The sequence below is a fragment of the Sphaerisporangium album genome, from assembly GCF_003323745.1.
Classification (GTDB): Bacteria; Actinomycetota; Actinomycetes; order Streptosporangiales; family Streptosporangiaceae; genus Sphaerisporangium; species Sphaerisporangium album.
This window is the reverse complement of the sequence record NZ_QOIL01000017.1, coordinates 25,410-48,444: the sequence shown is the minus strand read 5'-3', so window position 1 is coordinate 48,444 and position 23,035 is coordinate 25,410. Positions and strand designations below refer to the sequence as shown.

General features: G+C 72.9%; 25 protein-coding genes. 10 read left to right on the top strand and 15 right to left on the bottom strand.

The genetic code is table 11. The features are described from left to right. The first annotated feature begins 34 nt into the window (after positions 1-34). Positions 35-217: a hypothetical protein gene (locus DQ384_RS27445; RefSeq protein WP_114031782.1), complete on the top strand. Its 183-nt coding sequence runs from the start codon at positions 35-37 to the stop codon at positions 215-217. 27 nt (positions 218-244) lie between these two features. Here DQ384_RS27445 and DQ384_RS27440 read toward each other — a convergent pair whose 3' ends face one another. Beyond that, positions 245-1,426: an ROK family protein gene (locus DQ384_RS27440; RefSeq protein ID WP_114031872.1), complete on the bottom strand. Its 1,182-nt coding sequence runs from the start codon at positions 1,424-1,426 to the stop codon at positions 245-247. A 166-nt stretch (positions 1,427-1,592) separates the two neighbouring features. Between DQ384_RS27440 and DQ384_RS27435 the strand changes: the two genes are divergently transcribed. Then, a complete protein-coding gene (locus DQ384_RS27435) occupies positions 1,593-2,759 on the top strand; it encodes a Gfo/Idh/MocA family protein (RefSeq protein ID WP_245966822.1) in 1,167 nt (388 codons plus the stop codon). 190 nt (positions 2,760-2,949) lie between these two features. Here the strand turns inward: DQ384_RS27435 and DQ384_RS27430 are convergent, their stop codons facing one another. The 3 genes from DQ384_RS27430 to DQ384_RS27420 all read right to left on the bottom strand — a co-directional run bounded on the left by DQ384_RS27430 (position 2,950) and on the right by DQ384_RS27420 (position 6,483). After that, positions 2,950-4,332, bottom strand: coding sequence for an alkaline phosphatase family protein (locus DQ384_RS27430; protein ID WP_114031781.1), 1,383 nt, complete (start codon positions 4,330-4,332; stop codon positions 2,950-2,952). After that, positions 4,329-5,498 carry a metabolite traffic protein EboE gene (eboE, locus tag DQ384_RS27425; RefSeq protein WP_114031780.1) on the bottom strand — a complete coding sequence of 390 codons (1,170 nt, stop codon included), beginning with the start codon at positions 5,496-5,498 and terminating at the stop codon, positions 4,329-4,331. Before eboE ends, DQ384_RS27430 begins: the two co-directional genes overlap by 4 nt. Before the next feature lie 94 nt (positions 5,499-5,592). Continuing rightward, the gene (locus DQ384_RS27420; RefSeq protein WP_245966821.1) at positions 5,593-6,483 is read right to left on the bottom strand and encodes an SCO3242 family prenyltransferase; all 891 of its coding nucleotides are present in this window, start codon (positions 6,481-6,483) and stop codon (positions 5,593-5,595) included. 523 nt (positions 6,484-7,006) lie between these two features. On the opposite strand from DQ384_RS27420, the gene DQ384_RS27415 reads away from it, so the two are divergent. The 3 genes from DQ384_RS27415 (at position 7,007) to DQ384_RS27405 (ending at position 9,343) form a co-directional block, all read left to right on the top strand. Beyond that, on the top strand, positions 7,007-7,492 hold the full coding sequence (locus DQ384_RS27415) for a GNAT family N-acetyltransferase (RefSeq protein ID WP_114031779.1): 486 nt from the start codon (positions 7,007-7,009) through the stop codon (positions 7,490-7,492). A 147-nt stretch (positions 7,493-7,639) separates the two neighbouring features. Continuing rightward, a complete protein-coding gene (locus DQ384_RS27410; RefSeq protein ID WP_114031869.1) occupies positions 7,640-8,434 on the top strand; it encodes an SAM-dependent methyltransferase in 795 nt (264 codons plus the stop codon). 93 nt (positions 8,435-8,527) lie between these two features. Then, positions 8,528-9,343: an SAM-dependent methyltransferase gene (locus tag DQ384_RS27405; RefSeq protein ID WP_245966820.1), complete on the top strand. Its 816-nt coding sequence runs from the start codon at positions 8,528-8,530 to the stop codon at positions 9,341-9,343. Between the two features lie 219 nt (positions 9,344-9,562). On the opposite strand, the gene DQ384_RS27400 is transcribed toward DQ384_RS27405, so the two are convergent. The 4 genes from DQ384_RS27400 to DQ384_RS27385 all read right to left on the bottom strand — a co-directional run bounded on the left by DQ384_RS27400 (position 9,563) and on the right by DQ384_RS27385 (position 12,352). Next, positions 9,563-9,757, bottom strand: a complete 195-nt coding sequence (locus DQ384_RS27400; protein WP_114031777.1) for a hypothetical protein — start codon at positions 9,755-9,757, stop codon at positions 9,563-9,565. Between the two features lie 220 nt (positions 9,758-9,977). Continuing rightward, positions 9,978-10,601, bottom strand: coding sequence for an FMN reductase (locus DQ384_RS27395; RefSeq protein ID WP_114031776.1), 624 nt, complete (start codon positions 10,599-10,601; stop codon positions 9,978-9,980). Positions 10,602-10,668: 67 nt separating this feature from the next. Next, positions 10,669-11,787: an LLM class flavin-dependent oxidoreductase gene (locus DQ384_RS27390; RefSeq protein WP_114031868.1), complete on the bottom strand. Its 1,119-nt coding sequence runs from the start codon at positions 11,785-11,787 to the stop codon at positions 10,669-10,671. A 103-nt stretch (positions 11,788-11,890) separates the two neighbouring features. Further along, positions 11,891-12,352: a nucleoside deaminase gene (locus tag DQ384_RS27385; RefSeq protein ID WP_220183158.1), complete on the bottom strand. Its 462-nt coding sequence runs from the start codon at positions 12,350-12,352 to the stop codon at positions 11,891-11,893. A 555-nt stretch (positions 12,353-12,907) separates the two neighbouring features. On the opposite strand from DQ384_RS27385, the gene DQ384_RS41565 reads away from it, so the two are divergent. Genes DQ384_RS41565 through DQ384_RS27375 form a run of 3 tightly spaced genes read left to right on the top strand, consistent with a single transcriptional unit; the run spans position 12,908 to position 13,747 of the window. Further along, positions 12,908-13,075 (top strand): hypothetical protein, encoded by a 168-nt coding sequence (locus tag DQ384_RS41565; RefSeq protein ID WP_181871449.1) that lies wholly within the window; start codon positions 12,908-12,910, stop codon positions 13,073-13,075. 5 nt (positions 13,076-13,080) lie between these two features. Then, positions 13,081-13,497 carry a hypothetical protein gene (locus tag DQ384_RS27380; protein WP_147268916.1) on the top strand — a complete coding sequence of 139 codons (417 nt, stop codon included), beginning with the start codon at positions 13,081-13,083 and terminating at the stop codon, positions 13,495-13,497. Next, a complete protein-coding gene (locus tag DQ384_RS27375) occupies positions 13,487-13,747 on the top strand; it encodes a hypothetical protein (RefSeq protein ID WP_147268915.1) in 261 nt (86 codons plus the stop codon). Before DQ384_RS27380 ends, DQ384_RS27375 begins: the two co-directional genes overlap by 11 nt. A 241-nt stretch (positions 13,748-13,988) precedes the next feature. Here DQ384_RS27375 and DQ384_RS27370 read toward each other — a convergent pair whose 3' ends face one another. Then, the gene (locus DQ384_RS27370) at positions 13,989-15,329 is read right to left on the bottom strand and encodes an MFS transporter (protein WP_114031773.1); all 1,341 of its coding nucleotides are present in this window, start codon (positions 15,327-15,329) and stop codon (positions 13,989-13,991) included. 102 nt (positions 15,330-15,431) lie between these two features. Between DQ384_RS27370 and DQ384_RS27365 the strand changes: the two genes are divergently transcribed. Continuing rightward, entirely contained in the window at positions 15,432-16,238 is an 807-nt protein-coding gene (locus DQ384_RS27365) for an SAM-dependent methyltransferase (protein WP_114031772.1), read from the top strand. A gap of 20 nt (positions 16,239-16,258) precedes the next feature. Here the strand turns inward: DQ384_RS27365 and DQ384_RS27360 are convergent, their stop codons facing one another. The 6 genes from DQ384_RS27360 to DQ384_RS27335 all read right to left on the bottom strand — a co-directional run bounded on the left by DQ384_RS27360 (position 16,259) and on the right by DQ384_RS27335 (position 21,619). Beyond that, on the bottom strand, positions 16,259-17,380 hold the full coding sequence (locus DQ384_RS27360) for a WD40/YVTN/BNR-like repeat-containing protein (protein ID WP_114031771.1): 1,122 nt from the start codon (positions 17,378-17,380) through the stop codon (positions 16,259-16,261). Between the two features lie 160 nt (positions 17,381-17,540). After that, on the bottom strand, positions 17,541-18,050 hold the full coding sequence (locus DQ384_RS27355) for a lytic polysaccharide monooxygenase auxiliary activity family 9 protein (RefSeq protein ID WP_114031770.1): 510 nt from the start codon (positions 18,048-18,050) through the stop codon (positions 17,541-17,543). A 239-nt stretch (positions 18,051-18,289) separates the two neighbouring features. After that, positions 18,290-18,895: a TetR/AcrR family transcriptional regulator gene (locus DQ384_RS27350; RefSeq protein WP_245966819.1), complete on the bottom strand. Its 606-nt coding sequence runs from the start codon at positions 18,893-18,895 to the stop codon at positions 18,290-18,292. Then, entirely contained in the window at positions 18,892-19,239 is a 348-nt protein-coding gene (locus tag DQ384_RS27345; RefSeq protein WP_114031769.1) for an SPW repeat protein, read from the bottom strand. The genes DQ384_RS27350 and DQ384_RS27345 overlap by 4 nt, the downstream gene beginning before the upstream one ends. 196 nt (positions 19,240-19,435) lie before the next feature. Further along, positions 19,436-20,578, bottom strand: a complete 1,143-nt coding sequence (locus DQ384_RS27340; protein ID WP_114031768.1) for a serine hydrolase domain-containing protein — start codon at positions 20,576-20,578, stop codon at positions 19,436-19,438. A gap of 468 nt (positions 20,579-21,046) precedes the next feature. Beyond that, a complete protein-coding gene (locus DQ384_RS27335) occupies positions 21,047-21,619 on the bottom strand; it encodes a sigma-70 family RNA polymerase sigma factor (protein WP_114031767.1) in 573 nt (190 codons plus the stop codon). A gap of 350 nt (positions 21,620-21,969) precedes the next feature. On the opposite strand from DQ384_RS27335, the gene DQ384_RS27330 reads away from it, so the two are divergent. Continuing rightward, a complete protein-coding gene (locus tag DQ384_RS27330; RefSeq protein WP_114031766.1) occupies positions 21,970-22,878 on the top strand; it encodes a hypothetical protein in 909 nt (302 codons plus the stop codon). The last annotated feature ends 157 nt before the right edge of the window (positions 22,879-23,035 follow it).

Below are 23,035 nucleotides of genomic sequence, written 5' to 3'. Positions count from 1 at the left end.
CGAGGGGGAACTCGCCCGACGACCGCGGACGAGGGTGCGCCGGGCCGGGAGCGGCCTCACGCTGGACGTCAGGTCGAGGACGGACACGCGCCGGCCGTCCTTCGAGTCGCCGCGATCGTGCGGTGCCCGGCGCGGGGACGGCACGCTCATCCCGCTGGACGCGGTGGGCGGGCTGCGCGGCCGGGTGGACCTCGACCCGGCCCACTTCGCCTGGTGACGGGGGGACGAGGTCGCGCGGGGCGGGTCAGGTGACCGTGCGGTCGACGGCGGCCGGGGCCAGGACGTGGTCGATGACCATGAGGGCCCCGCCGAGCACGCCCGCGCGGTCGCCGAGGTCGCTGGTGCTGATCGTCAGGTGCTGGGTCGCCAGCGGCAGCGACCGGCTGTAGACCACCTCGCGGACCCCGGCCAGCACGTGCTCGCCCGCCTCGGCCAGGTCGCCCCCGAGGACGATCGCCGCCGGGTTGAAGAAGTTCACCAGCGCGGCCAGCACGTCGCCGACGTCCCGCCCCGCCTGCCGGATGAGCTGCAGGGCCAGCAGGTTGCCGCCCCGGACCAGCCGCACGACGTCCCTGCTGCCGGCCGCCTCCAGCCCCGCCGCGCGCAGCCGCGCCGCGAGCGTGCCGCCGCCCGCGCCCGCCTCCAGGCAGCCGTTGTTGCCGCACCGGCAGATGACGTCGCCCGCCGAGGTGACGCGGATGTGGCCGATGTCGCCCGCCGCGCCCTGGGCCCCGCGGTGCAGGCGGCGCTCGGAGATGATGCCGCAGCCGATGCCGGTGCCGATCTTCACGAAGATGAGGTGCTCGGCCTCGGGCCGCGCCGCCCGGTGCTCGCCGAGCGCCATGATGTTCACGTCGTTGTCCACCAGGACGGGCGTGCCGAGCCGTGCCTCCAGCCACTCGGGCACCGGGAAGTCGTGCCATCCGGGCATGATGGGCGGGTTCACCGGACGCCCCGTCGCGTGCTCGACGGGGCCGGGCAGGCCGACCCCCACGCCGCACAACCGCGACCGCTCCGTCCCGATCTCGGCCAGAAGCGCTCCCACGGTGTCGACGACCCACCCCAGCGTCGCCACGGGGCCGCGGGCGATGGACAGGTCGGCGGTGCGCTCGGCCAGCAGGGTTCCGGCCAGGTCGGTGAGGGCGACCCGCGCGTGCGTGACGCCGAGGTCGGCAGAGGCCACCACGCGCCCGCCGTGGTTGAACGCGAACGCGACGGCCGGGCGCCCGCCGGAGGACACGGCGTCGTCCGCGGGCACGATCCACCGCTGGGCGAGCAGCGCGTCCAGCCGCTGGGACACCGTGGACCGGGCCAGCCCCGTGACCTGCGTGAGCTCGGCCCGGGTGCGCGCCCGCCCGTCGCGCAGGATTGAGAGCAGGGCGCCGGCTCCCGTGCCCGTCATCGTTCCGTCCGGTTCGGTCGGCATGCCGCGGGCCACGGCGGCTCCTTTGCTGACTACTGAAGCGCTCACTTCTGATGTTTTCGACAGTCATTATGCTAGATAGCCCCGGAGTTTTGCTTGACGCTCGGCATAAGTCGTCCTTAGCATCCCGGATTATGAAGAACATGAGCCGAGCCCGATCGGATCGATCGTGAAGCGGCGGATCGGTGTCGGCATGGTCGGGTACGCGTTCATGGGACGCGTGCACTCCCAGGCGTGGCGCAGCGTCGGCGCGTTCTTCGACCTGCCCGTGTCGCCCGCGATGACGGCCCTCGCCGGACGTTCCCCCGAGCGCACGGCCGAGGCCGCGCGGACCCTGGGATGGGCCTCCGTCGAGACGGACTGGAAGAACCTCCTCACCCGCGAGGACGTCCACCTGGTCGACATCTGCACCCCGGGCGACTCCCACGCCGAGATCGCCCTCGCCGCCCTGGAGGCGGGCAAGCACGTCCTGTGCGAGAAGCCGCTGGCCAACTCCGTCGCCGAGGCCGAGGCGATGGCCGAGGCGGCCCGCGCGGCGGCGGCCAGGGGCGTGCGCAGCATGGTGGCGTTCAACTACCGCCGCGTGCCCGCCGTCGCCCTGGCCCGCCGGTACGTCGCCGAGGGCAGGCTCGGCGAGATCCGGCACGTGCGCGGCGTCTACCTCCAGGACTGGATCGTCGACCCCGAGTTCCCGCTGGTGTGGCGCCTGCAGAAGGACAAGGCCGGGTCCGGCGCGCTCGGCGACATCGGCGCGCACGTCATCGACACCGCCGAGTTCATCCTCGGCGACAGGCTCACCGGCGTGTCCGGCCTGACCGAGACCTTCGTCAAGGAACGCCCGTACGCCGGCGACTCCGCCGGCCTCACCGGCCAGGGCCGTTCGGACGGCAAGGGCCCGGTCACGGTCGACGACGCCGCCCTGTTCCTCGGACGGTTCTCCGGCGGCGCCATCGCGTCCTTCGAGGCCACCCGCTTCGCCGCCGGCCGCAAGAACGCGCTGCGCATCGAGGTCAGCGGCTCGCTCGGCAGCCTCACCTTCGACTTCGAGTCGCTGAACGAGCTGTGGTACCACGACCACACGCTCCCGGCCGAGGACTCCGGCTTCCGCCGCATCCTCGTCACCGAGGCCGGCCACCCCTACGCCGGGGCGTGGTGGCCGCCGGGGCACGGCCTCGGCTACGAGCACACCTTCGTCCACGAGGTGCGCGACTTCCTGGAGGCGATCGGCGAGGGCACCGACCCCACGCCGTCCTTCGAGGACGGCCTGCACGTGCAGCGCGTGCTGGCCGCAGTCGAGCGCAGCGCCGCCGAGGACAGCCGCTGGACCACCGTATGACCGTCCTGTGATCACCCGCTGATCCCAGGACGCGCCCAGGGGGGCCGAGAGCCCGCCGCCCGCAAGTGTCCCGGCCTGGTCGCCGGCCCGCCGTCGCGCCGAGACGGAGAGCCGGTGAGTGCCACCCGAGCCGGGCCTTACGGGCGGCGGCGTATTTCCGCGCGCCGCCCGTGCCGTCTCACGCCCGGCCTCAGGGGGCTCCGGGAAGCCCGGCCAGGCGCAGCAGCAGGTCCTTCACCTCCGTCGCCGCGATCTCGTCGCGCCCGAGCGAGGGGTCCGAGCACAGCAGCACCGGCCCGTCCGCCGGGTCGTCCGGCAGCCGCCCGTGCGAGCCGCCCACACAGGTCGGGTCCAGCGGGACGACCTGCATCGAGTAGCGCATGCCGAGCTTCTTGCGGACGAGCGCCGTGGCGGCCCTCGCCTTGACCAGCGGGTCCTGCGGATCCATGAAGAGCTCGGCCGGGTCGTAGCCGGGCTTGCGGTGGATCTCGACGTTGCGGGCGAAGTCCGGCGCGTGGTCGTCGTCCAGCCAGTAGTAGTAGGTGAACCAGGCGTCCGGCTCGGCGACCAGCACCAGTTCCCCCGACCGCTCGTGGTCCAGGCCGTGCTGGATCTTGCCGTCCATCGCGAGCACCTGGTCCACGCCGGGCAGCTCGGCGCAGATGTCGCGGACGCGCTTCAGGTCGGCCGGGTCGCGCACGTAGACGTGCGCGATCTGGTGGTCGGCCACCGCGAACGCGCGCGAGGTCCACGGGTCCAGCAGCTCGCCGCCGTCCTGGACGTAGACCTCCAGCAGACCGGCCCGGCGCAGGGCCCGGTTGACGTCGACGGGCCTGCGCGCCGTCGTGATGCCGTACTCCGACAGGGCCACGACCGCCGCGCCCCGCGCACGGGCGTCCTCCAGCAGCGGCCCGAGCTCGGCGTCGACGTCCCGCGCCGCCTGGACCGCCTGCGGGGAGTCGGGCCCGAACCGCTGGAGGTCGTAGTCGAGGTGCGGGACGTAGACCAGCAGGCAGTCGGGGTTCTCGCGGTCGAGGATGCGCCGCGCGGCCTTGACGATCCACCGCGAGGAGGTGATGTCGGCCGTCGGGCCCCAGTAGGTGAACAGCGGGAACGGCCCGAGCTCGCGGGTGAGCTCGTCGTGCAGTTTGGGAGGACGGGTGTAGCAGTCGGGGGACTTGCGGCCGTCGGCGTGGTACACCGGCCGGGGCGTGACGACCACGTCGGTCGCCGCGCCCATCGCGTACCACCAGCACACATTGGCGACGTTCCAGCCGGGGGCGGCGGCCCGGGCGGCGTCCCACAGCTTGTCGCCCTGGACCAGCGCGTTGTGCTGGCGCCACAGGAACACCTCGCCGAGGTCGCGGAAGTACCAGCCATTGCCGACCACGCCGTGGTCGCGCGGCATCAGGCCGGTCAGCAGCGTCGACTGCACCGAGCAGGTGACCGCGGGCAGGATCGTCCGCAGGTTCGCCTGGAACCCCTCGGCGGCCAGCCGCCGCAGGTTCGGCATGTCCGCCAGCAGCCGCGGCGTCACGCCGACGACGTCGAGGACGACGAGTTGCCTGGTCATGAGGTGATCTCCTCCAGTCCGAGCGCCAGCAGGCGTGCCCGTGTCCAGTCCAGTTCCGCGGCGAGGCCCTGGACGAGGCCGTCGTCGCCCGAGGGGCGGCTGCCCTCCGGCAGTACCTGCCAGGTGTAGGTCTCGACCTCGACATGGTCGGTGAGCGCGGCAGGCCCGCCCAGCAGCGCGTCCAGCGTGTCCGACAGGACGGCGGACGTGCTCGCCAGTGGGGGCTGCGGCGCGGCGTGCAGCGGCAGGTGGAAGTGCACCCGCCACGGGCCCCGATCCGGCAGGCCGCCCGCCAGCGCCTCGTCCAGGTCGTCGGCGGCCAGCACCCCGTCCGGCCCGTCCTCGCGGGTCTGGTGCAGGAAGCGCCGCTCGTCGAAGCGGGCCAGCTCCGCGCGGGTCGCCGGGTCCGCCGGGTCGTCGACGTGCAGCGCGCACGACGCCTGCGTCTTCACCACCGGCAGCCCCGCCGCGCCGAGCCGGGCCAGGGCCTCGCGCGGGTCCTCGAACGCCACCGCGAGGTGGCACACGTCCAGGCAGACGCCGATCCACTCGGTGTCGACGGCGGCGAGCCGCTCGGCGGCCTGGCCGGTGGTCTCGACGACGCAGCCGGGCTCGGGTTCCATCGCGACCCGCACGACGCGTCCGGTCTCGGCGGACAGCTTCGCCAGCCCGTCGGCCAGCTCGGCGAGGTGACGGCGGGCGGCCTCCGTCCGGTCGTGGTCCCAGGGGGTGCGCCAGGCCAGCGGCAGGGTGGAGACGCTGCCGCGCCGGGCGTCGCCGGGCATCAGCCGGGCCAGCACGGCGGCCACGTCGAGCGTGTAGCGCAGGCGGGACCGCTCGCTCCAGTCGGGGGAGTAGACCGCGCGTTTCACCACGGGGTCGTGGAACCCCTTGTACGGGAACGCGTTGAGCGTGACCACCTCCAGCCCGCGCGCGTCCAGCTCGGCGCGCAGCCGCTCCACCGCGGCGGGATCGGAGGCGAGCGCGGAGGCGACGTCGCGGGCCAGCCATAACCCCAGCCCGAGGCGGTCGGCGCCGAGCCGATCCCGTACGGGCTCGCCGAAGCGGGCGAGCTGGGCGAGCACCCCGTCCAAGTCCTCGGCGGGATGGACGTTGGTGCAGTAGGCGACGTGCACGACCGTGCCGTCGCGGTGCAGGAACCGCATCTATCACCTTTCCCGCGGGGGCCGGGGCCGTCCGCGAGGACTCACTTGCCTGCCCGGGCGCGCGCCGGCCGCGAGGAGCCGCGGCCGGCGCGGCTCACGTCGGTGACACCTTCCTGGACAACCGGCGGGCCAGCGGGAACGCCGCGAGCACGCCGGCGGCGGCGGCCACCGAGCCGTTGCGGGCCACGAGCGCCGCCTGCAGGGGCATCAGGCCGAGGATCCCCGCGCCGACCGCCTTCCGCACCCGTCCGGGCGTCGGCTGCTGCACGGCGGACGACTGCGCCCCGCCGACCGTCGCGCCGTAGACGGCGGCGAGCGCGGCGGCGGCGGCCCGCGCGGGCGCCGGGACGCCCCGGCGGCCGGCGAGCGCGGCGACCCCGGCGATCGCGGCTGTGCCGGCGAGCCCGGCCAGCGGCACCTCCTTGCGGGTCCCGTGCACCTCGCCGCGCGACAGCACGGTCACGCTCAGGGTGTGCGCGCCGACGGTGAGCGCCTGTGGCAGCGCGGCCCGTCTGCCTCCCGCGCCGAGCAGGACGTTCAGCGTGCGGGCGGCGGCCATGGCCACCGGCCCCGCGGGCGTGTTCTTCAGCAGCATGTCGTACGCCCAGACGGCGCCGGCCAGCGGGACCGCGACCTTCAGCGCGGAGCGGCCGCCCGCCAGGCCCGCGACGGCGACGCCCGCGGCGGTCAGCCCCGCCGCCGCGCCCAGCGCGAACCCGGGGGTCACCCGCCCGGAGGGGATCGGCCGGCCCGGCCGCTCCTCCTTGTCGATCTCGCGGTCGGCGTAGTCGTTGAGGGCCATCCCCGCCCAGTACAGGCAGACGGAGCTCCCCACGAGCGCGGCCGACCGGCCGCCGAACGGCCAGCCGGACGCCGCCGCGCCCGCCAGCACGTCGCCGGGGACGGTCAGCGCGGCCGGGGCGCGCACCAGCTCGGCCAGGGTCCGCGCGTCGGGCAACGCGCCCCGGGGTTCACGGTCGGTCACTGTCACTCCTTCTACGTGGAAAGCGCCGCGCGCCTCGCGGGTGCGGCCGCCGAGGACCGTTCCGGGACGTGCCGGACGGCCCCGCCGCCGGCGGGGGAGCGGTGCGGCGGGAAGCGCGGGGACGGCCGCCCGCCCGGCGTCGTTCAGCGGGACGTGCGGAACCCGCGAAGGCGGGATAAAGGCATGGTCGCTGCGACGGGCACAGATGGTCCCTTCGTGGGGACGCGCGCGCCGAACGCGTCAGGGCGGAACCTTCGGCTCATCGACGTGCCACCACCGCTGAGCGCGAGACGTCCATATTGTTACGACGGTATTGCTCCATGGTCAATGCCTGTGTCCCGCCTCGCACCCCCTGACCGTCTCCGTCCTTCCTGGTAGGAAACGTCCCGCGAGCTCGGCGGCCACCCGGTCACCGCTTGATGAGGTCGCGCCGCGCCCAGCGCCCCAGGGCCGCCTCCTCGACGGGGGAGGGACGCGGGACCCTGCGGCCGGTGCCCGGGACGGGGGCTGGTTGAATGCCGCCATGATTGTGCGAGACGCTCTGCCCGGCGAGCTGGAGGCGGCCGGCGATCTGCGCGTCACGGCGTTCCTCGCCGACGGGCTCCTGGACGCCAACCCGGCCTACGCCACCACGCTGCGCGCCCTCGGGACCGGCGGCCGCGGCGAGGTGCTGGTCGCCGTCGACGGGGACAAGCTGATGGGAACGATCATGCTGGACTCCTGGCACGCCGGCAGCGAGGTCGCGCGGGGCCGCGAGGAGGCCGAGATCAGGGGTCTGGCCGTGGCTCCCGAGGCGCGCGGGCGCGGCGTCGCCACCGCGTTGATCCGCGCCGTCGTCGACCGCGCCGCGCGCCGGGGCGTCCGTTCGCTGTTGCTGTCCACCCAGCCCGCGATGGCCTCGGCCCGGCGGGTCTACGCCGCCGAGGGGTTCGCGCGCAGGCCCGATCTGGACTGGGAACCGGTGCCCGGATTGACATTGCTGGCATACGGGCGCGACCTGACGGCGTGAGAGGGCGGGCCGGAACGCCGGACAGGCGTCCGTAAATCCCCGCCTGCGCATCGGCGCTCGCCAGGCGGCCCTTCATGATCTACGTTGGTGCACTGTAAACCAGAATAGGCCGATCAGGAGTGATCATCCGTGCCGGACGACGCCGCGATGCCCGCCCAGGAGCATCCGAAGATCGACACCTCGGTGCCGCACTCCGCCCGCATCTGGAACTACTGGCTGGGCGGCCGGGACAACTACCCGGTCGACCGCGAGGCGGGCGACCAGTTCGCGCAGGTCTTCCCCGGCATCGCCGAGCTGGCCAAGGCCTCCCGGCACTTCCTCAGCCGGACTGTGCGGTATCTGGCCGGCGAGGCCGGGATCCGCCAGTTCCTGGACGTCGGGACGGGCCTGCCCACCGTGGACAACACGCACGAGGTCGCCCAGCGGGTGGCCCCGGACGCCCGGGTCGTGTACGTCGACAACGACCCGCTGGTGCTGGTGCACGCCAACGCCCTGCTCGCCAGCGCCCCGCAGGGCGTCACCAGCTTCATCGACGCCGACATGCACGACCCGGAGGCGATCCTGAAGGCCGCCTCGCGCACCCTGGACCTCACCCGGCCGGTCGCCCTCATCCTGATGCAGATCACCGGGCACATCGCCGACACCGCCGAGGCGCACGCCCTGGTGCGGCGGCTGATGGACGGGCTGCCGCCCGGCAGCCACCTGGCCTTCAACGACAGCTCCGACACCAGCGCGGCGAACCTGGAGGCGACCCAGCAGTACAACGACACGGGCGCCGAGCCCTACCACCTGCGGACCCCGGCCGAGCTCACCGGCTTCTTCGACGGGCTGGAGCTGCTGGAGCCCGGCGTGGTGCCGATCGCCCGGTGGCGGCCTGAGATCGATTCCGCCGTCGCGCTGGTCGACGTGGACGCATGGGGTGGTGTCGGCCGAAAGCCCTGATTTGCGGCGCGCCCCCAGGAATCCGCAAATCCGGGACAGATGATCGATAGATTGGGTCATAGCCGGAGATCGCGTGACTTGGGGGACTGCGACGTGACGGATCGGGAGCGGGCTCGACCGTGGGTCATCGACCCCACTACTCCGAGCGTCGCCCGCATGTACGACTACTACCTGGGCGGCAAGGACAACTTCGCGGCCGACCGCGAGGCGGCCGAGAAGATCATGAAGCTGGTGCCGAACGCCCGGGAGATCGCCCTGGCCAACCGCGCCTTCCTGCGCCGCGCGGTGCGCGCCATGGTCGAGTCGGGCATCGACCAGTTCCTCGACATCGGCACCGGCCTGCCCACGCAGGAGAACGTGCACCAGGTCGCGCAGCGCGTCAACCCGGACGCCCGGGTCGTGTACGTCGACAACGACCCGATCGTGCTCGCCCACGCGCGCGCCCTGCTCGCCGACAACCGCCGCACCGTGGTCATCTCCGCCGACATGCGCGACCCGGAGGGCATCCTCCGCCACGAGGCGGTGCGCGCCCACCTCGACTTCGACCGGCCGGTGGGGGTGCTGCTGCTGGCCATCCTCCACTTCGTGGTCGACGACGCCGAGTGCGCCCGGATCGTCGCCACCCTGCGCCGGGCCGTGGCTCCCGGGAGCACCCTGGCGATCTCGCACGTCACCTCGGGCGACCTGACCGAGGAGGAGGTCCGGCAGGGCCGCGACGTCTACACGGCCACCCCGGCGGGCGGCATCGTCCCGCGCACCCACGCCCAGGTCCGCTCGAACTTCGAGGGGTTCGACCTGCTCCCGCCCGGCGTGGTCCCCGTCGAGGACTGGCGCCCGGAACCCGAGGCCGTGGTCCTGCCGCGCAGGGGCGGCATCGGCATCGTCGGAGCCGTCGGCGTCCTGCGCTGACCGGCCGCGCGGACGGCCCGGCGTCCGCCGATATTCAACGGCGGATGATTATCCCGGAAAATGACGCGAGCCGGACGCGCAGGTGCCCGGCTTATTTCGGGGCTATGTCGCGACGGCCGTGAAAACGCACCGAAAAGCAATTCCCGTTGAACGGCGAACGCGGCGGGAGTCCGCTGACTCCCGCCGCGTTCGTGTCCGCGCCGCCTTGTCCGCCGGGGATCACCCCCAGGGCGTGTTGCCGCGCCACACCGTGTGCGTCGTGCTGTGGTGGGTGTGGATCGTCGTCGAGACGCGTACCGCGTGCTTCGACGTGGTGTGGGCCGATGCCATGGTGCCGGTCGCCACCACGCCTCCGGCGGTCACGACGGTGACGAGGAGGAGGCGGGCGGCGAACTTCGAGAGGTAGGGCTTCATGACTGCGGTCCCCTTGTCTGCGGCGGGCGGCTTCGCGTCCGGTGCTGTTTCCCTGCTCGCATCGCCAAGGTATTCGCGGTCGCTATCCAGTCCCTATCCGCGCGCTTCTCGCGTTCTATGGCCGTCCTTCCTCCTGAGGACCTTATTTACCCCGAAATCATTTCCTTCACATTGGCATCGCCAGTCACCGCCGTCCACGGGCCGTGGCCGCGCGGGGCCGTCACGGACGCAGGGCCGCCAGCTGCTGCTCGAACGGGACGAGGACCTCCTCGACGGCCAGGGCCGCCGAGGCCGGGCGGCCGGCGACCAGCCCGGCCAGCTCCCGGGCGGCGCGGTCCACGCGGCCGGCCAGCGCGTCGGTGGACGCGTCCCCGCCCGTGCCCCAGTCCTCCGACGCCGCGTACACCGCCGTGGGCACCACGATCGCCCGCAGATAGGCGAACAACGGGCGCATCGCGTGCTCCAGCGCCAGCGAGTGGCGCGCGGAGCCGCCGGTCGCGGCGATCAGCACGGGCTTGCCGGCGAGCGCGGTGTTGTCGATCACGTCGAAGAACGACTTGAACAGCCCGCTGTAGGACGCGTTGAAGATGGGCGTCACGGCGATCAGGCCGTCCGCGTCCGTCACCACCTGGATCGCCTCGCGCAGCCGGGCGCCGGGGAACCCGGCCACCATGGCGTTCGCGATGTCCGTGGCGAGGTCGCGCAGGTCCACGACGGCGACCTCGACCTCGTGGTCTCCGGCCAGGTGGGACCGGGCCGCCTCGGCGAGCCGGTCGGCGAGCAGGCGCGTCGACGAGGGCAGGCCCAGGCCGGCCGACACGGCCACGAGCTTCAGCGGGTTCATCTCTTCTCTCTCCAGGATCCGGGGCGGCGGGGGACAGGGGTGGCGGGTCGGTGAGGGCGGGGCGGGGTCAGGTCAGGGCGGTCGCGGGGACGGACGCCGGGTCCCCGGCCTCGGCGTCCCGGCGGGCGAGCAGGGACGCGTGCGTGGGCGCGGCCGGCACCTCGGCGGGACGGCCGGAGGCGAACTCCCGGCGCAGGACGGGCACGACCTCCTCGCCGAGGATGTCGAGCTGCTCCAGCACGGTCTTCAGCGGCAGCCCGGCGTGGTCCATCAGGAACAGCTGGCGCTGGTAGTCGCCGAAGGACTCCCGGAAGGTCAGGGTCTTGTCGATGACCTCCTGCGGGCTGCCCACGGTGAGGGGCGTCTCCGCGGTGAACTCCTCCAGGGACGGGCCGTGCCCGTAGACCGGCGCGTTGTCGAAGTAGGGGCGGAACTCGCGGACGGCGTCCTGGGAGTTCCTGCGCATGAACACCTGGCCGCCGAGCCCGACGATCGCCTGCTCGGGCGTGCCGTGGCCGTAGTGCGCGTAGCGCTCGCGGTACAGGCCGATGAGCCGCATGAAGTGCTCCTTCGGCCAGAAGATGTTGTTGGCGAAGAACCCGTCGCCGTAGTAGGCGGCCTGCTCGGCGATCTCCGGGCTGCGGATCGACCCGTGCCAGACGAACGGCGGGACGCCGTCGAGCGGGCGGGGCGTCGAGGTGAAGCCCTGAAGCGGAGTGCGGAACCGGCCCTGCCAGTCCACGACGTCCTCGCGCCACAGCCGGTGCAGCAGCGCGTAGTTCTCGATCGCGAGCGGGAGGCCCTGGCGGATGTCCTGCCCGAACCACGGGTACACCGGGCCGGTGTTGCCCCGGCCGAGCATCAGGTCGACGCGGCCGTCGGCCAGGTGCTGGAGCATCGCGAAGTCCTCGGCGATCTTCACCGGGTCGTTCGTGGTGATCAGGGTGGTCGCGGTGGAGAGGATGATCCGCTCGGTCCTGGCGGCGATGTGGCCGAGCAGGGTGGTCGGCGAGGACGGCACGAAGGGCGGGTTGTGGTGCTCGCCGGTGGCGAAGACGTCGAGGCCGACCTCCTCGGCCTTGCGGGCGATGGCGACCATCGCCTTGATCCGCTCGTGCTCGGTGGGCGTCGTCCCCGTCGTGGGGTCGGTGGTGACGTCGCCCACGGTGAAGACGCCGAACTGCATCGTGCTCATCGCTCTCCACTTCATTGAAGTTTCAAGCATCTAAACGCGGCGCGCCCGTAGATATTCCGTTCCGGACCGTGGTCCGGGGGGCGGAGGGCGGGATTCAGGCCTCCTCGCCGATGTCCTCGTTCCACAGGGCCGGGTTGGCGGCGATGAAGGCGGTCATCAGCGCGACGCACTCCTCGGAGTCCAGGACCCGCACCTCCACGCCGTGGGCGGCGAGCCACTCGTGCTGCCCGGTGAACGTGCGGCTCTCGCCGACGATCAGCCCGGTGATGCCGAACTGGCGGATCAGCCCGCCGCAGTACCAGCACGGCGACAGGGTGGTCACCATGGTGGTGCCCCGGTAGGTGCGCTGGCGTCCCGCGTCGCGGAAGGCGGCGGTCTCGCCGTGGACGGACGGGTCGCCGTCCTGCACGCGGCGGTTGCGCCCCCGGCCGAGCAGACGGCCGTCGGCGGCGAACAGCGCGGCGCCGATCGGGACGCCGCCCTCGGCGTACCCCTTCCTGGCCTCTTCCAGCGCCACGCGCAGCATGGCGTCCGGCCCGCCGGTCCCGGTGGTCATGCGCTCCACTATTCCCCGTCCGCCGCATCGGGCACAGGACCCCCGCCAGGTGTGTCCCGGGCGGACGCGCGCCGACTTTACGTTAAATGGGGCGTCGCGCCGCCCGGCCTTGAGCCTCGATATCGCCGTGCGCGATGGTGGCGGAAGCGAGCCGCATGGGCGCCTCTGATCGGCCGGTCGGACGGGAGGAACGGGAGGTAACCGAGGGAAGGGTAAGGCGTATCTCGGAGCGGATCCGGAGGGCGCGACGTGTCTCGACTCCACGGCCGGCGATGAAGCGCGGGCGTCCTGGTCGGCAGGAAGTGGACGGGTTACTGCAACATGCTGCCATCGGTGCGCATTGCCCCTTGACGGGGGTTCCCGCACAGTTGTTCGTAGGAGTATCAATCGCCCCGGCGTCTGGGGGACGAGCACATGACGAGATCGGCCCGGCGCCGCTGGTGACACCGCCGGTCGGGCCGCGCTCGCCCGCGGCGCCAGACCTCGGCGGATCTCGGCTCTCCGGTCGTCGCATGAGTACCGCGACATCCGGGATCGCGATCAAGGAGGTGCGATGTGACCGACCCATTCGCGTCACGCGAGGAGATCGAGCTGCGGGCCGCTCCGGTGCGGGCGGGGATCGCCACCACAACCGCCGTCGATTCGTGGTTCATCGGACACAACCGGACTCAGCCAGGGCCACGGCCCCCGCGCGACACCCACGGTGTCGAGCGGGCGGAGTAGCGGCGTTGAGCAGAGGCTGGGACATGTACCTGCACACCCTAGACCAGTACCTCACGCGGTTCCCCGGGCGGTTCGCGCTCGTGGTCTACACCCCGCCTCCGCGTTCCCCCGCGGAGGAACCCCTGTGGGCGGCGCTGGAGCGCGGTCTCGGGCTGAACGGCCCGGTGGTCCGGGGGGACAGGCTGCGGCTCACCCCCGAGGGGTTCGCCCCGATCGAGGGGGTCGCCGACTACGTGGCGCCGAAATTCCTGGGCGTTCGCGCCGGTGACGGGCTCTACCGGTTCATCGAGGGCTCGAAGGCGACGATCGTGATCGGCCACCACATCTTCTCCGACGACATCGACCCCGCGGACAACGAGCGGGCCTGGCTGGACTGGCTCGCCGGCGTGTTCGGCCACGGGGATCCACATGATGAGCGCTGACGCCGATACGAGTGCCGAACCCAAGGACACGGCCGCCCGCGAGGGCGGCCCGGTCCACGGGGACGGCGCGACCGAGGACGGGATGGACGACGTGATCGATATGGGGACGTCCGCCGGGGGAGCCGCGCCCGCCGCGGCCGACTCGGAGCACACCGGGCACACCACCGGCGACGCCGGGACGCAGGACGCCGGGCCGGACCGTCAGGAGTCGGGCCGGTCGTTCCTTCTGGGTCTCGCCTGGTGGCCATGATGCCGCGGTCCCGGGCCGCCGTGGCGTTGGTGGCGGCCATGGGGTCGTGACGTGAACGCGACGGCCTGAGCATCGGCCGCGCTCAAGACTCGGCGCCCGCGTGCGGGCGCCGGGTGACCCCGGCGTGCCGGTGCCCGTTGGTGCGGCGGGTGTCGGCACGCCGGCCAGGGCGCCGTCCAAGGCCGGCCGCGCGACGGGCGGGCACTCCGTCCCCCGGGTTCACCGTCCGCGGGGGAGCGGTTCAGCCGGTCGGGCCCGCCGGCACGGCCTCGCGCGCCAGGTCCGCCTCCGCGCGGGGCGCGACCCGCCGCCGTACCACCAGCCCGAGCGTCACGACCAGCAGCCCGGCGACGCCGGCGACGACGAACGGCCCGGCCGGCCGCCAGGTGTCGTACAGCACGCCCCCGAGCGCCGAGATGACCATGATGCCCGCGGCACCGCACAGCGTGTGCACGCCGAACGCCGACCCGCGCACCTCCGCCGGCACCTGCTGGGCCAGCAGCGGCCCCGCGGTGGTGATGCCCGCGATCTCGCCGACGCCGATGAGCACCGCCACCAGCATCATGCCGCCGCCGAGCGGGTCCTCGACGAGCAGCGTCGACAGGTAGGCCACGGCGGCCAGGGCCTGGGCGAGGATGACGAGGTTGTGGCGGGGCATCCGGTCGCCCAGCCAGCCGAACACCGGGGCGCAGAGCAGCGCGACGGTCTGGGACACGCCGACGACGGCCCCCGCCCTGGCCAGCGCCTCCGCGCTGGACATCCCGCGCTCGGAGGTCGCGTAGTCGGAGATCCACAGCGTCATGAAGCTGACCACGATGGCGAGGTCCGCGCGCGCGACGAACGAGGCCGCGTACGACAGCGCGACGCCGGGGTCGCGCACGAGCGCGACGCCCTCGCGTACGAGGCGGGGGAGCGGGACGCGCACGGCCGTCTCGCTCACCTGTGCGCGGGAGAGCGTGAGCCAGAGCAGCCAGGCGGCCACGAGGATGCCGGCGGCGATGAGCAGGAACGCCAGCCGGGTCGCCGCCACCGGGGACATGCCGCCCCCCTCCAGCGTCACCGGCAGCTTGACGAGCACCAGCACGGCGACGACGGCGCCGATCCCGCCGAAGACGCCGGTGAGCCCGTAGGACTTGCCGCGCGAGCGGGTGCGCACGTAGTCGATCGCGATGGTCGAGAGCATGGCGTTGAGCGCCGCCACGCCGAGGCCGAACACCACGCGCAGCGCGACCAGCACGGCGGTGTTCCCCGCGAAGGGGAACAGGGCCGTGCCCGCGGCGCACAGCAGCATGCCGGCGGTCACGATGAGCCGCCGCCCGAAGCGGTCGGCGAGCGCGCCGTACCAGGCCAGGCTGAGGATCATCGCGAGCTCGGCGGCGAAGCCGAGCACGCCCACGGTGGTGCCCTGGGAGGACTCGGGCACGCCGAGGATCGTGGTGAGGATGTGCGGCTGGGCCGAGGGGAGGAACGAGATCACCGCGGTGCTCACCGTGGCCATGGACAGCAGCGCCCACATGTTGCCCTTGGTGATGCCGTCGGCGAGCTGCGCGCCCAGCACACGGCGCGTGGGGGGTGCGGCCATGGGAAGATCATGACACCGTGTCGTAGCTCTTTTCTACATACACGGATATTCACGGTGACTTGTTAAGATCCCCCGTGTGAAGCGGACCTGTGGAGGCCAGTGATGAACCCGGCGCAGTTCGGTAGAGGTTTCGACCCGAATGTCCCGAACGCGGCGCGCATGTACGACTACTGGCTGGGCGGCAAGGACAATTTGCCCGCCGACCGGGAAGCCGCCGAGAAGGTGCTGAGGTTCGTCCCGGAAATTCCCATTGGCATCCGCGAGAATCGGGCGTTTCTCCTCCGGGCCGTGCGTTTCCTGGCCGAGCAGGGCATCCGCCAGTTCCTCGACATCGGCGCCGGGCTGCCGACGCAGCGCAACGTGCACCAGGTGGCCGCCGAGTACGCCCCCGGCGCCCGCACGGTCTACGTCGACAACGACCCGCAGGTGCTCGTCCACGCGCGCGCCCTGCTGCAGGACAGCCCCCAGGTGCTGGTGGTCGAGGGCGACCTGCGGCGCCCGGCGGAGATCATGGGCAACCACCAGCTGCGCGAGCACCTCGACTTCGACCAGCCCATCGCCGTGCTCCTGCTGGCCATCGTCCACTTCATCGAGGACTCCGACGACCCGGCCGGCATCATCGCGAAGATCCGCGGCGAGCTGCCCCCCGGCAGCTACATGGCCATCTCCCACGTCGCCATCGACGAGCGCCCGCAGTCGGCCCCCGGCGTGGAGCGCGTCTACAACAGCGCCTCCGCGCAGTTCGTCGCGCGGATGTCCCGCGAGATCCGGCCGTTCTTCGAAGGGCTCGACCTGGTCGAGCCGGGCCTGGTGAACCTGCACCAGTGGCGCTCGGACGACCCGGTGACCACGCCCGCCCTGGAGAAGGTCTCCGCCTACTTTCTGTGCGGGGTCGGGCGGGTCCTTTAGGCCCGCCCGACCGGGCGCGCTCAGGACGGGCGGAGGGACAGCCTGGCGACGCGGCCCTTCTCGCCGGCCGCCCAGCAGCTCAGGTCGGGGGCGCAGGCCACGGTGTCGAACGAGCCGGTGTCGAACGTCCGCCACGCCTTGCCGGCGTCCACCGTGAGGTCGCTGCCGGTGGGGCCGACCGCGATCGCGGCGAACGGCAGCAGGGGCAGCCAGGTGACGCCCGAGCGGTAGGCGGGGGGCGGCGCGGCGGCGCGCGTCCAGGTGGCGCCGCCGTTCCCGGTCAGCGCGGCGGCGTCCGGCGAGGCCTGGCCGGTACGGTAGTCGCCGCCGACGGCCACGCCGTGCCAGGGGTCGCGGAACGCCAGCGCGAAGACGCCGCGCGCGGGGTCACCCGCGGGGACGGGCGTGTCGGACACCTGCCAGGTCAGGCCCCGGTCACGCGAGTGGAAGACCCGCGAGCGCGCGCCTCCGCCGGAGGCCAGCCACACGTCCCGTCCGCCCGCCGTGACCAGGCACTGGCCGCTCGCGGCGAAGCCCGCCTCGCCGGGAAGGGCCTCCGGCATGCCGGAGGAGGGCAGCACGCGCCAGCTCCGCCCGCCGTCGTCGGTGGACAGGACGCGGAACCGCCCGTCGACCGGGTCGCTCATCGCCAGGCCGTGCCTGCGGTCGAAGAAGGCCATGCAGTCGTAGAAGGCGCGCGGCTCGTCGTTGCGGAACGTTTCCGCCCAGGTGCGCCCGCCGTCCTCGGTGCGGTACACCCGGGAGTCGGCGCCCTCGCCGATGGAAAGGACCACGGCGGTGCGGGAGTCGAACGCCTCGACGTCCCGGAACTCCAGCGCGGAGGTGCCGGGCGGGCCGGCGGCCGTCCAGTGCCGCCCGCCGTCCTCGGTGCGCAGCACGGTGCCGAGGGAGCCGGACGCCCACGCGACCCGGCCGCTCACGGGGGACAGCCCGCGCAGGCGCGCGGTGCTGCCCGTCGGGGCGAGTTCCCACGTGAGGCGGGGGGCAGGCGGTGTCCGTTCCGCGGCAGGAGGGGCGGAGGGTTCCGTCCCGGCGAGCGCGGGGGCCGTTGACAGGGCCGGCATCGTCGCGAGCAGGACGCCGATGGCCGACGCGACGCCGAGTGCGGTTCGCAGCATCATGGGTGGCAACGTAGCGAACTGGATCATTTCCGTCCATGCCATCCCGCGGTCCCGGTCGTCCCGGTCCTCCATGGGCCCGGCCGTCCGGTCCCGCCGTGGCGGGGGCGGGACCGAACTTCTCGGGCCGCCGGCGCGGGCAGGGCCGCGCGACGGCGATTGACTAGCTGATCTGCAGGTCGACGCAGGAGTAGAAGGCGTTCGCGGTGTCGGCGATGTTCCAGATCGCCAGGAGCTTCTGCCTGCCGGTCGCGCTGCCGAGGTTCACGGTGTGGGACACGGTCGCGCCGGGCTGGCGGCCGCCGTCGTTGAACAGCGCGACGCGGGTGCCGCCGATGTAGTACTCCCACGTGCTGGTGGCGTGGCGGGCGGTGAGCACCCAGTTGAACGTGACCGTCTTACCCACGCGGGCGACGGGCCACGGCTTGCTCTCGTCGCTGAGCTGCGCGAACCGCGCGACGTTGCCGTGGCAGTTGCGCAGGCCCTTCGGGCCCTCGACGCTCTGCGGCTCCCAGATGATGTCGCCGCAGTTGGGCACCTTGCCCTGGGCGCAGTTGGCCTGCCGGCTCGGCGGTGAGGAGATGTAGCCGTGCGCGTAGGCGGGACTGGTGACGAACACCGTGGCGCCGATGGCCATCACCAGGGCGGAGAGGAGGGTCATCGCTCTTCGCATGTCTGCTCCTTTGCTGGGGGGTGCCTCCAATTCTGTAGGAAACTTTCCTAAGGGTAAATGCATCGATGACAAGATATTTACCCTCCTGTCAGGTCATTCAGGGCCGACTTGATCCGCAAGGAGGTTTGGAACGATCCCGTCCCCGGGCGTGTCGCCCCGGCACCGCGCGCCCGCGGCGCCGCCCGGAAAGTCCGCTCAACGGAGGTGTCGCCGCGCCCGCGCGCCAGGACGACCGAGCCTCAGGTCAGGGCCCTGACGATGAGGTCGGCCACCATCTCGGGATCGATGTGGTGCCCGGTCAGCAGGCACAGGCTTTCCTGGTAGAGCAGGACGGCGGCGAAGGTGGCGGCCGCGGCCTCCAGGCGGGCGGCGTCGCCCCGGCCGCCGGGAAGCGTGAGCTCCAGGACGAAGCTGGCGCGGCGGATTATCTCGGCGTTGAGGTGGCGCAGCCGCTCGCGCACCGAGCCGTGGGTGTCGGCCTCACGGAACAGGATGCGCCGCATGGCCGGCGAGGCGCGCAGGGGCACGCGCCTCGCGAGCCTGGCCAGCGCGCCCGCCGGGTCGGCCGGGACCTCCTCGACGGGCTCGTCGCCCATGTCGTCGATGCCCGTGCGCTCCCCGACGAGCGTGACCAGCACGTCGATCTTGCGGGGGAAATAGTGGAAGACGAGCCCCTTGGGCACGTCGGCGCGTTTGGCGATCTCCGCCGTCGCGGTGGCGTCGTAACCCCCGCCGGCGAACAGCTCCTCGGCGGCGTCCAGGATGCGGGTGCGGGCGTCCGGCCATGCCTCGCCGACCCCGGACCGCCGCGGGGCGGCCCGGGACCACATGGCCGGGTTGATCACGCGTTCGTCAGAACGCGGCCGCGCGTCTGAAGGGCCGTCCACAGCCCGACGATAACCGTCGCGCCGCCGGCGATCCACGCCGTCCATGCGGCGGAGCCGTCGCCGTCGAAGCCGAAGGCCCACGGAGAGAGGACGAGCAGCGCCCCGAAGGCCGCCGTCACCCAGGAGCTCGCGCCGCCCGCCCCGAGGAGCGTCCAGAGCGCGGAGACGAGCAGGAGGCCGCCGAGCAGCAGCAGCGGCTGACCGGCGGCCCGGGAGCCGTCCGCCCAGAAGAACGGTGCGAGTACCGCCACCACGCCCGCGAGGAACGCGACGACGTCGGCCCACGATTTGGAGAGGTCCATCCTTGCCTCCGGGATGAGAGAGGTGTCGTGGTCCCTCGACCGTCGCGCTGATTGACCGACCGGTCAACACTCCGGAACGCTACTAACCACTCACCTTGCGCATTCGTGAGGCGCTGTCCCGCTTTCCGTCGCGCCGCCGACGCGGCCGGCGGGCTGGGCCGCTTCTCGGGGAATCAGCCCGCCGATCGCGCGCGGCTCACGCGGCGGCCAGGCACTCCCGGACCGCCGAGACGAGCCGGTTGGCCCGCGCGTCGCCGTAGCCGACCATCCGGTTGGAGACGTAGGCGAAGCCCACCCCGTACTCGTCGTCCCCGAAGGTGAACTGCCCGCCCGCGCCGTCGTTGCCGAAGCTGCGCGGGCCCAGCATGGGACGGAAGGACGAGTCGAGCAGGAACCCCGATCCCCAGCGCTGGCCCGCGTCCATGCCCGACCACGTCACGCCGGACGACAGCTCCCGCACCGCGCTCGTGACGGTGTCCGGCGAGAGCAGCCGCGGCGAGCCGTCCACCCCGGTCACGGCGGCGGCGTACAACGCGGCCAGGCCATGCGCCGACGAGACCGCGCCCGCGCCGGGGATCTCGGCGCCGAGCAGCGCGGGGTCGTTCCAGCCGTGCGGCTCCTCCAGGCCGGGGAAGGCGAACGCGCCGTTCATCGTCACCATGCGCATGATCAGCGTCTCGGGGCCGGGCATCGGGGGCCGGCCCTCTGCTTCGGCGAGCCGTGCCAGATTCGGGACCTCCTCCGGAGGCAGGCCGATCCAGGTCCGCAAGCCCAGCTCGCTGGCGACGGCCTGGCGGAAGTACGCGCCCGGGGTGAGCCCGGTGACCCGCCGGATCACCTCGCCGACCAGGAAGCCGAAGACGTGCGCGTGGTACTCGTAGGCGGCGCCCGGCTCCCATAGCGGCTTCTGCTCCTCGATCGCGTGGACCACCGGCGTCCACGCGGCGATCTCCTCGAAGCTCAGCACGCGGTCCAGGACGGGCAGCCCAGCGCGGTTGCCGAGCACCATGCGGGTCGTGATCGCCTCCTTGCCCGCCCGCGCGAACTCCGGCCAGTACCGGGCCACCGGAGCGTCGAGATCGAGCGCTCCCCGCTCGGCGAGGAGGTGCGCGCAAACGCCGACGACGGCCTTGGCGCAGGAGAACACGGGCACGATCGTGTCCCGGTCCCACGGCCGGCCGGTCCGCCCGTCCGCGACCCCGCCCCACAGGTTCGCGACCTCGCGTCCCCCGGCGAACACGGTGACGGCCGCGCCCAGCTCGCCGAAGTCGGCGAAGTTCCGCGCGAAGGCGTCCGCGACCGCTCCGAACCGTTCGTCGGCCCATCCGCTGTGTTCCATCGCCCGTCTTCCTTCTCATCACGCGTCGTTCGCGCGGGCGCGCGGGACGCTCGGCGGTCGTCGACCGGGACACGGTATATGTCCCTCGCCGGCCGTCTCCAGCGAATATGCGGCGCGGGCGCGATCGTCCTGGACGGCAAGGCGCCCGCCGCACCGGGTCACGGCCGGTGCGGCGGGCGCCGTCAGCGGGCCTCGCGCCGGGCGGCCGTAGGGCGGGCCGGCCGCGTCGGGCGGGCGGGGGCGGCACTCCCGGGCGCCGGGGCGCCCGTTCGTGCTTTCCGGCCTTAGTACGGAGCGCGGGGGGAGAAAGGTTCAATCCGTGAACCGGTAAAAGTACACAGATGGAAATGTGGCCCTCGCCGGGGCCGGCCGTTAAAATGCCAGGTCACATCCCGAGCGTGAGCGATGCCGTCCCGTCCGTGGCGGTCCCGGCGCATGGCCGGCGGCACGGCAGGACCGGCCGCCGCGTCAGGTGGTCACGCCTCTTTCCTCCAGCGCGGCGCGCAGCGCGCGAAGGGCGTAGTACACCCGCGACTTCACCGTGCCGAGCGGAATGCCGAGCACCGCGGCGGCCTCGTTCGCCGACCGGTCCCGCAGGATCGTCTCGTCGAGGATCTCCCGGTGGGCGCGCGACAGGGACTTCAGCGCCTCCGAGACGACCACCTGCCGCAGCAGGTCGTCGGTGCGGTCGGGCTCCGGGGTGTGGTCCAGCGGCAGGGCGCCCGCCTCACGCGGCCGCGCGTCCCTGCGGCGCGTCTCGTCGATCACGATGCGCCTGGCGACGGTGGCCAGCCACGGCATCAGTGACGACGCCCCGGGCTCCAGCTCGGCCGCGCTGCGCCAGGCCCTGATCATGGTCTCCTGGACGACGTCCTCGGCCCACTGGAGGTCCCCTCCGGTCAGCCGCGCCGCGAACGCGAGCAGCGGCCGGTGGTAGGTGCGGTACAGCTCGGAGACGATCGCCTCGTCCTCCGGCTTCCGTGGACGTGCGCGGCGGAACAGGCCCCGCCGCCCGCGCGGGCTGTGGAAGACGTCCACCATGGATGTGCTCCCGGGGTCGGCCGTCGGCGAGGACGGGTGCCTTCCCGCATCATCTCCCCGCGCCGTGCGGCCGCGCGAGGGCGAAATTCCCGGTTCCAGTAGCCGCAAGTGGTGAAATTTCGCGCTACAGGCCCCCGTTTCGCTACGGTTGGGAGCCCAGGGCCGGGCTCCGAGGGAAAGCCCGCGCGTCCGCGTGGCGGCGGACGCGGCGCATCCGTCCGCCGTGGCACGCGGACGGCGGACGACGGCCCTGGCAGGGAGGCGCGAGCCGTGAGGAACCCGCCGGGGACGCGGGACGCCCTCCGGCGGGCACGAGTGGTACAGGAATTCGGCGATCCAGGAGTACCGCCATGAGCCGGGAGTCACGAGAAGAGCGCGGCGAGCTCGCCGACCTGCTGCTCGTAGGCCCGTTCCACCAGGCGCTGCGCGTCGCGATCCAGGAGCGCTCGCTGACGCTGGAACGGCTGCGCCGCAGGATCGTCCAGGCCGGCGTGCCCGTCGCGCTGTCGACGCTGAGCGACTGGCAGCAGGGCAACCGCCGCCCGGGCACCGAACGCTCCATGCGCGTCGTCACGGCGCTGGAGCAGATACTGGGCCTGCCGCCCTCGTCGCTGACCGACCTGCTGGACCACGAGTCGGTCACCCACGACGAGCGCGGCGGCGCGATCGGCGAGCTGCTCGACCTGCTCCCCGGCTCGCGCGACCGCGAGGCGACGATCCTCAACCAGCAGCAGAAGGTGACCGTCAACCGGTTCGGGGCGGCCTGCCGGGTGTGGAACCGCACGCTCATCCGGGCCCGTCGCGACGGCGTCGACCGCTACTTCCTGCGCTTCTTCGGCGGCCCGGGCACCTCGATCGAGGACGTCGTGCTGACCCCGATGGACAACTGCCGCCTCGGCCGGGTCGAGCGCCATCCCACCCAGCCGGTGCTGGTCGCCGAGTACCTGTTCGGCGCCGAGCTGCGGGCGGGGGAGACGTGGGTCTTCGAGCACCAGTACGAGGACCACGCCGAGGAGCCGGACACCGAGTACGGGCACGGCTTCCGGTACATGGTGTCGCAGTACGTCCTGGAGGTGCGCTTCCACGCCGAGCGCCTGCCCGCCGCGTGCTACTCCTACGCCCGCCGCGGGCTGGTCGGCCCCCCGCACCGCACGGGCGTGCTCACCATGAACCCCCACCACGCCGTCCACCTGGTCGCCTCGGACGTCGCCGCGGGCGTGCTCGGCATCACCTGGGACTGGGACGCGTCCGCGACCTGACGGGCCGGGCGGCACGTGTCGGGCTGTCACGCGCGGCACCCGGCGGGTCGTCCGCCGGTCGGTGGCGTTTCGGCGCCGCCATTAATCCACGTGATCGGCCATCGTGCGTGATGTCTATTGATTTTGAAAATCATGTAGTTAGCGTGGGATATGCCAT

What these genes read in the sequence shown, in the direction of transcription:
- DQ384_RS27440 (WP_114031872.1), bottom strand. Translation starts at nt 1,426, where the DNA reads ATGCCGACCGAACCGGACGGAACGATGACGGGCACGGGAGCCGGCGCC.
- DQ384_RS27430 (WP_114031781.1), bottom strand. Translation starts at nt 4,332, where the DNA reads ATGACCAGGCAACTCGTCGTCCTCGACGTCGTCGGCGTGACGCCGCGG.
- eboE (WP_114031780.1), bottom strand. Translation starts at nt 5,498, where the DNA reads ATGCGGTTCCTGCACCGCGACGGCACGGTCGTGCACGTCGCCTACTGC.
- DQ384_RS27415 (WP_114031779.1), top strand. Translation starts at nt 7,007, where the DNA reads ATGATTGTGCGAGACGCTCTGCCCGGCGAGCTGGAGGCGGCCGGCGAT.
- DQ384_RS27410 (WP_114031869.1), top strand. Translation starts at nt 7,640, where the DNA reads ATGCCCGCCCAGGAGCATCCGAAGATCGACACCTCGGTGCCGCACTCC.
- DQ384_RS27400 (WP_114031777.1), bottom strand. Translation starts at nt 9,757, where the DNA reads ATGAAGCCCTACCTCTCGAAGTTCGCCGCCCGCCTCCTCCTCGTCACC.
- DQ384_RS27395 (WP_114031776.1), bottom strand. Translation starts at nt 10,601, where the DNA reads ATGAACCCGCTGAAGCTCGTGGCCGTGTCGGCCGGCCTGGGCCTGCCC.
- DQ384_RS27390 (WP_114031868.1), bottom strand. Translation starts at nt 11,787, where the DNA reads ATGCAGTTCGGCGTCTTCACCGTGGGCGACGTCACCACCGACCCCACG.
- DQ384_RS27385 (WP_220183158.1), bottom strand. Translation starts at nt 12,352, where the DNA reads ATGACCACCGGGACCGGCGGGCCGGACGCCATGCTGCGCGTGGCGCTG.
- DQ384_RS27375 (WP_147268915.1), top strand. Translation starts at nt 13,487, where the DNA reads ATGAGCGCTGACGCCGATACGAGTGCCGAACCCAAGGACACGGCCGCC.
- DQ384_RS27370 (WP_114031773.1), bottom strand. Translation starts at nt 15,329, where the DNA reads ATGGCCGCACCCCCCACGCGCCGTGTGCTGGGCGCGCAGCTCGCCGAC.
- DQ384_RS27365 (WP_114031772.1), top strand. Translation starts at nt 15,432, where the DNA reads ATGAACCCGGCGCAGTTCGGTAGAGGTTTCGACCCGAATGTCCCGAAC.
- DQ384_RS27360 (WP_114031771.1), bottom strand. Translation starts at nt 17,380, where the DNA reads ATGATGCTGCGAACCGCACTCGGCGTCGCGTCGGCCATCGGCGTCCTG.
- DQ384_RS27355 (WP_114031770.1), bottom strand. Translation starts at nt 18,050, where the DNA reads ATGCGAAGAGCGATGACCCTCCTCTCCGCCCTGGTGATGGCCATCGGC.
- DQ384_RS27345 (WP_114031769.1), bottom strand. Translation starts at nt 19,239, where the DNA reads ATGGACCTCTCCAAATCGTGGGCCGACGTCGTCGCGTTCCTCGCGGGC.
- DQ384_RS27340 (WP_114031768.1), bottom strand. Translation starts at nt 20,578, where the DNA reads ATGGAACACAGCGGATGGGCCGACGAACGGTTCGGAGCGGTCGCGGAC.
- DQ384_RS27335 (WP_114031767.1), bottom strand. Translation starts at nt 21,619, where the DNA reads ATGGTGGACGTCTTCCACAGCCCGCGCGGGCGGCGGGGCCTGTTCCGC.
- DQ384_RS27330 (WP_114031766.1), top strand. Translation starts at nt 21,970, where the DNA reads ATGAGCCGGGAGTCACGAGAAGAGCGCGGCGAGCTCGCCGACCTGCTG.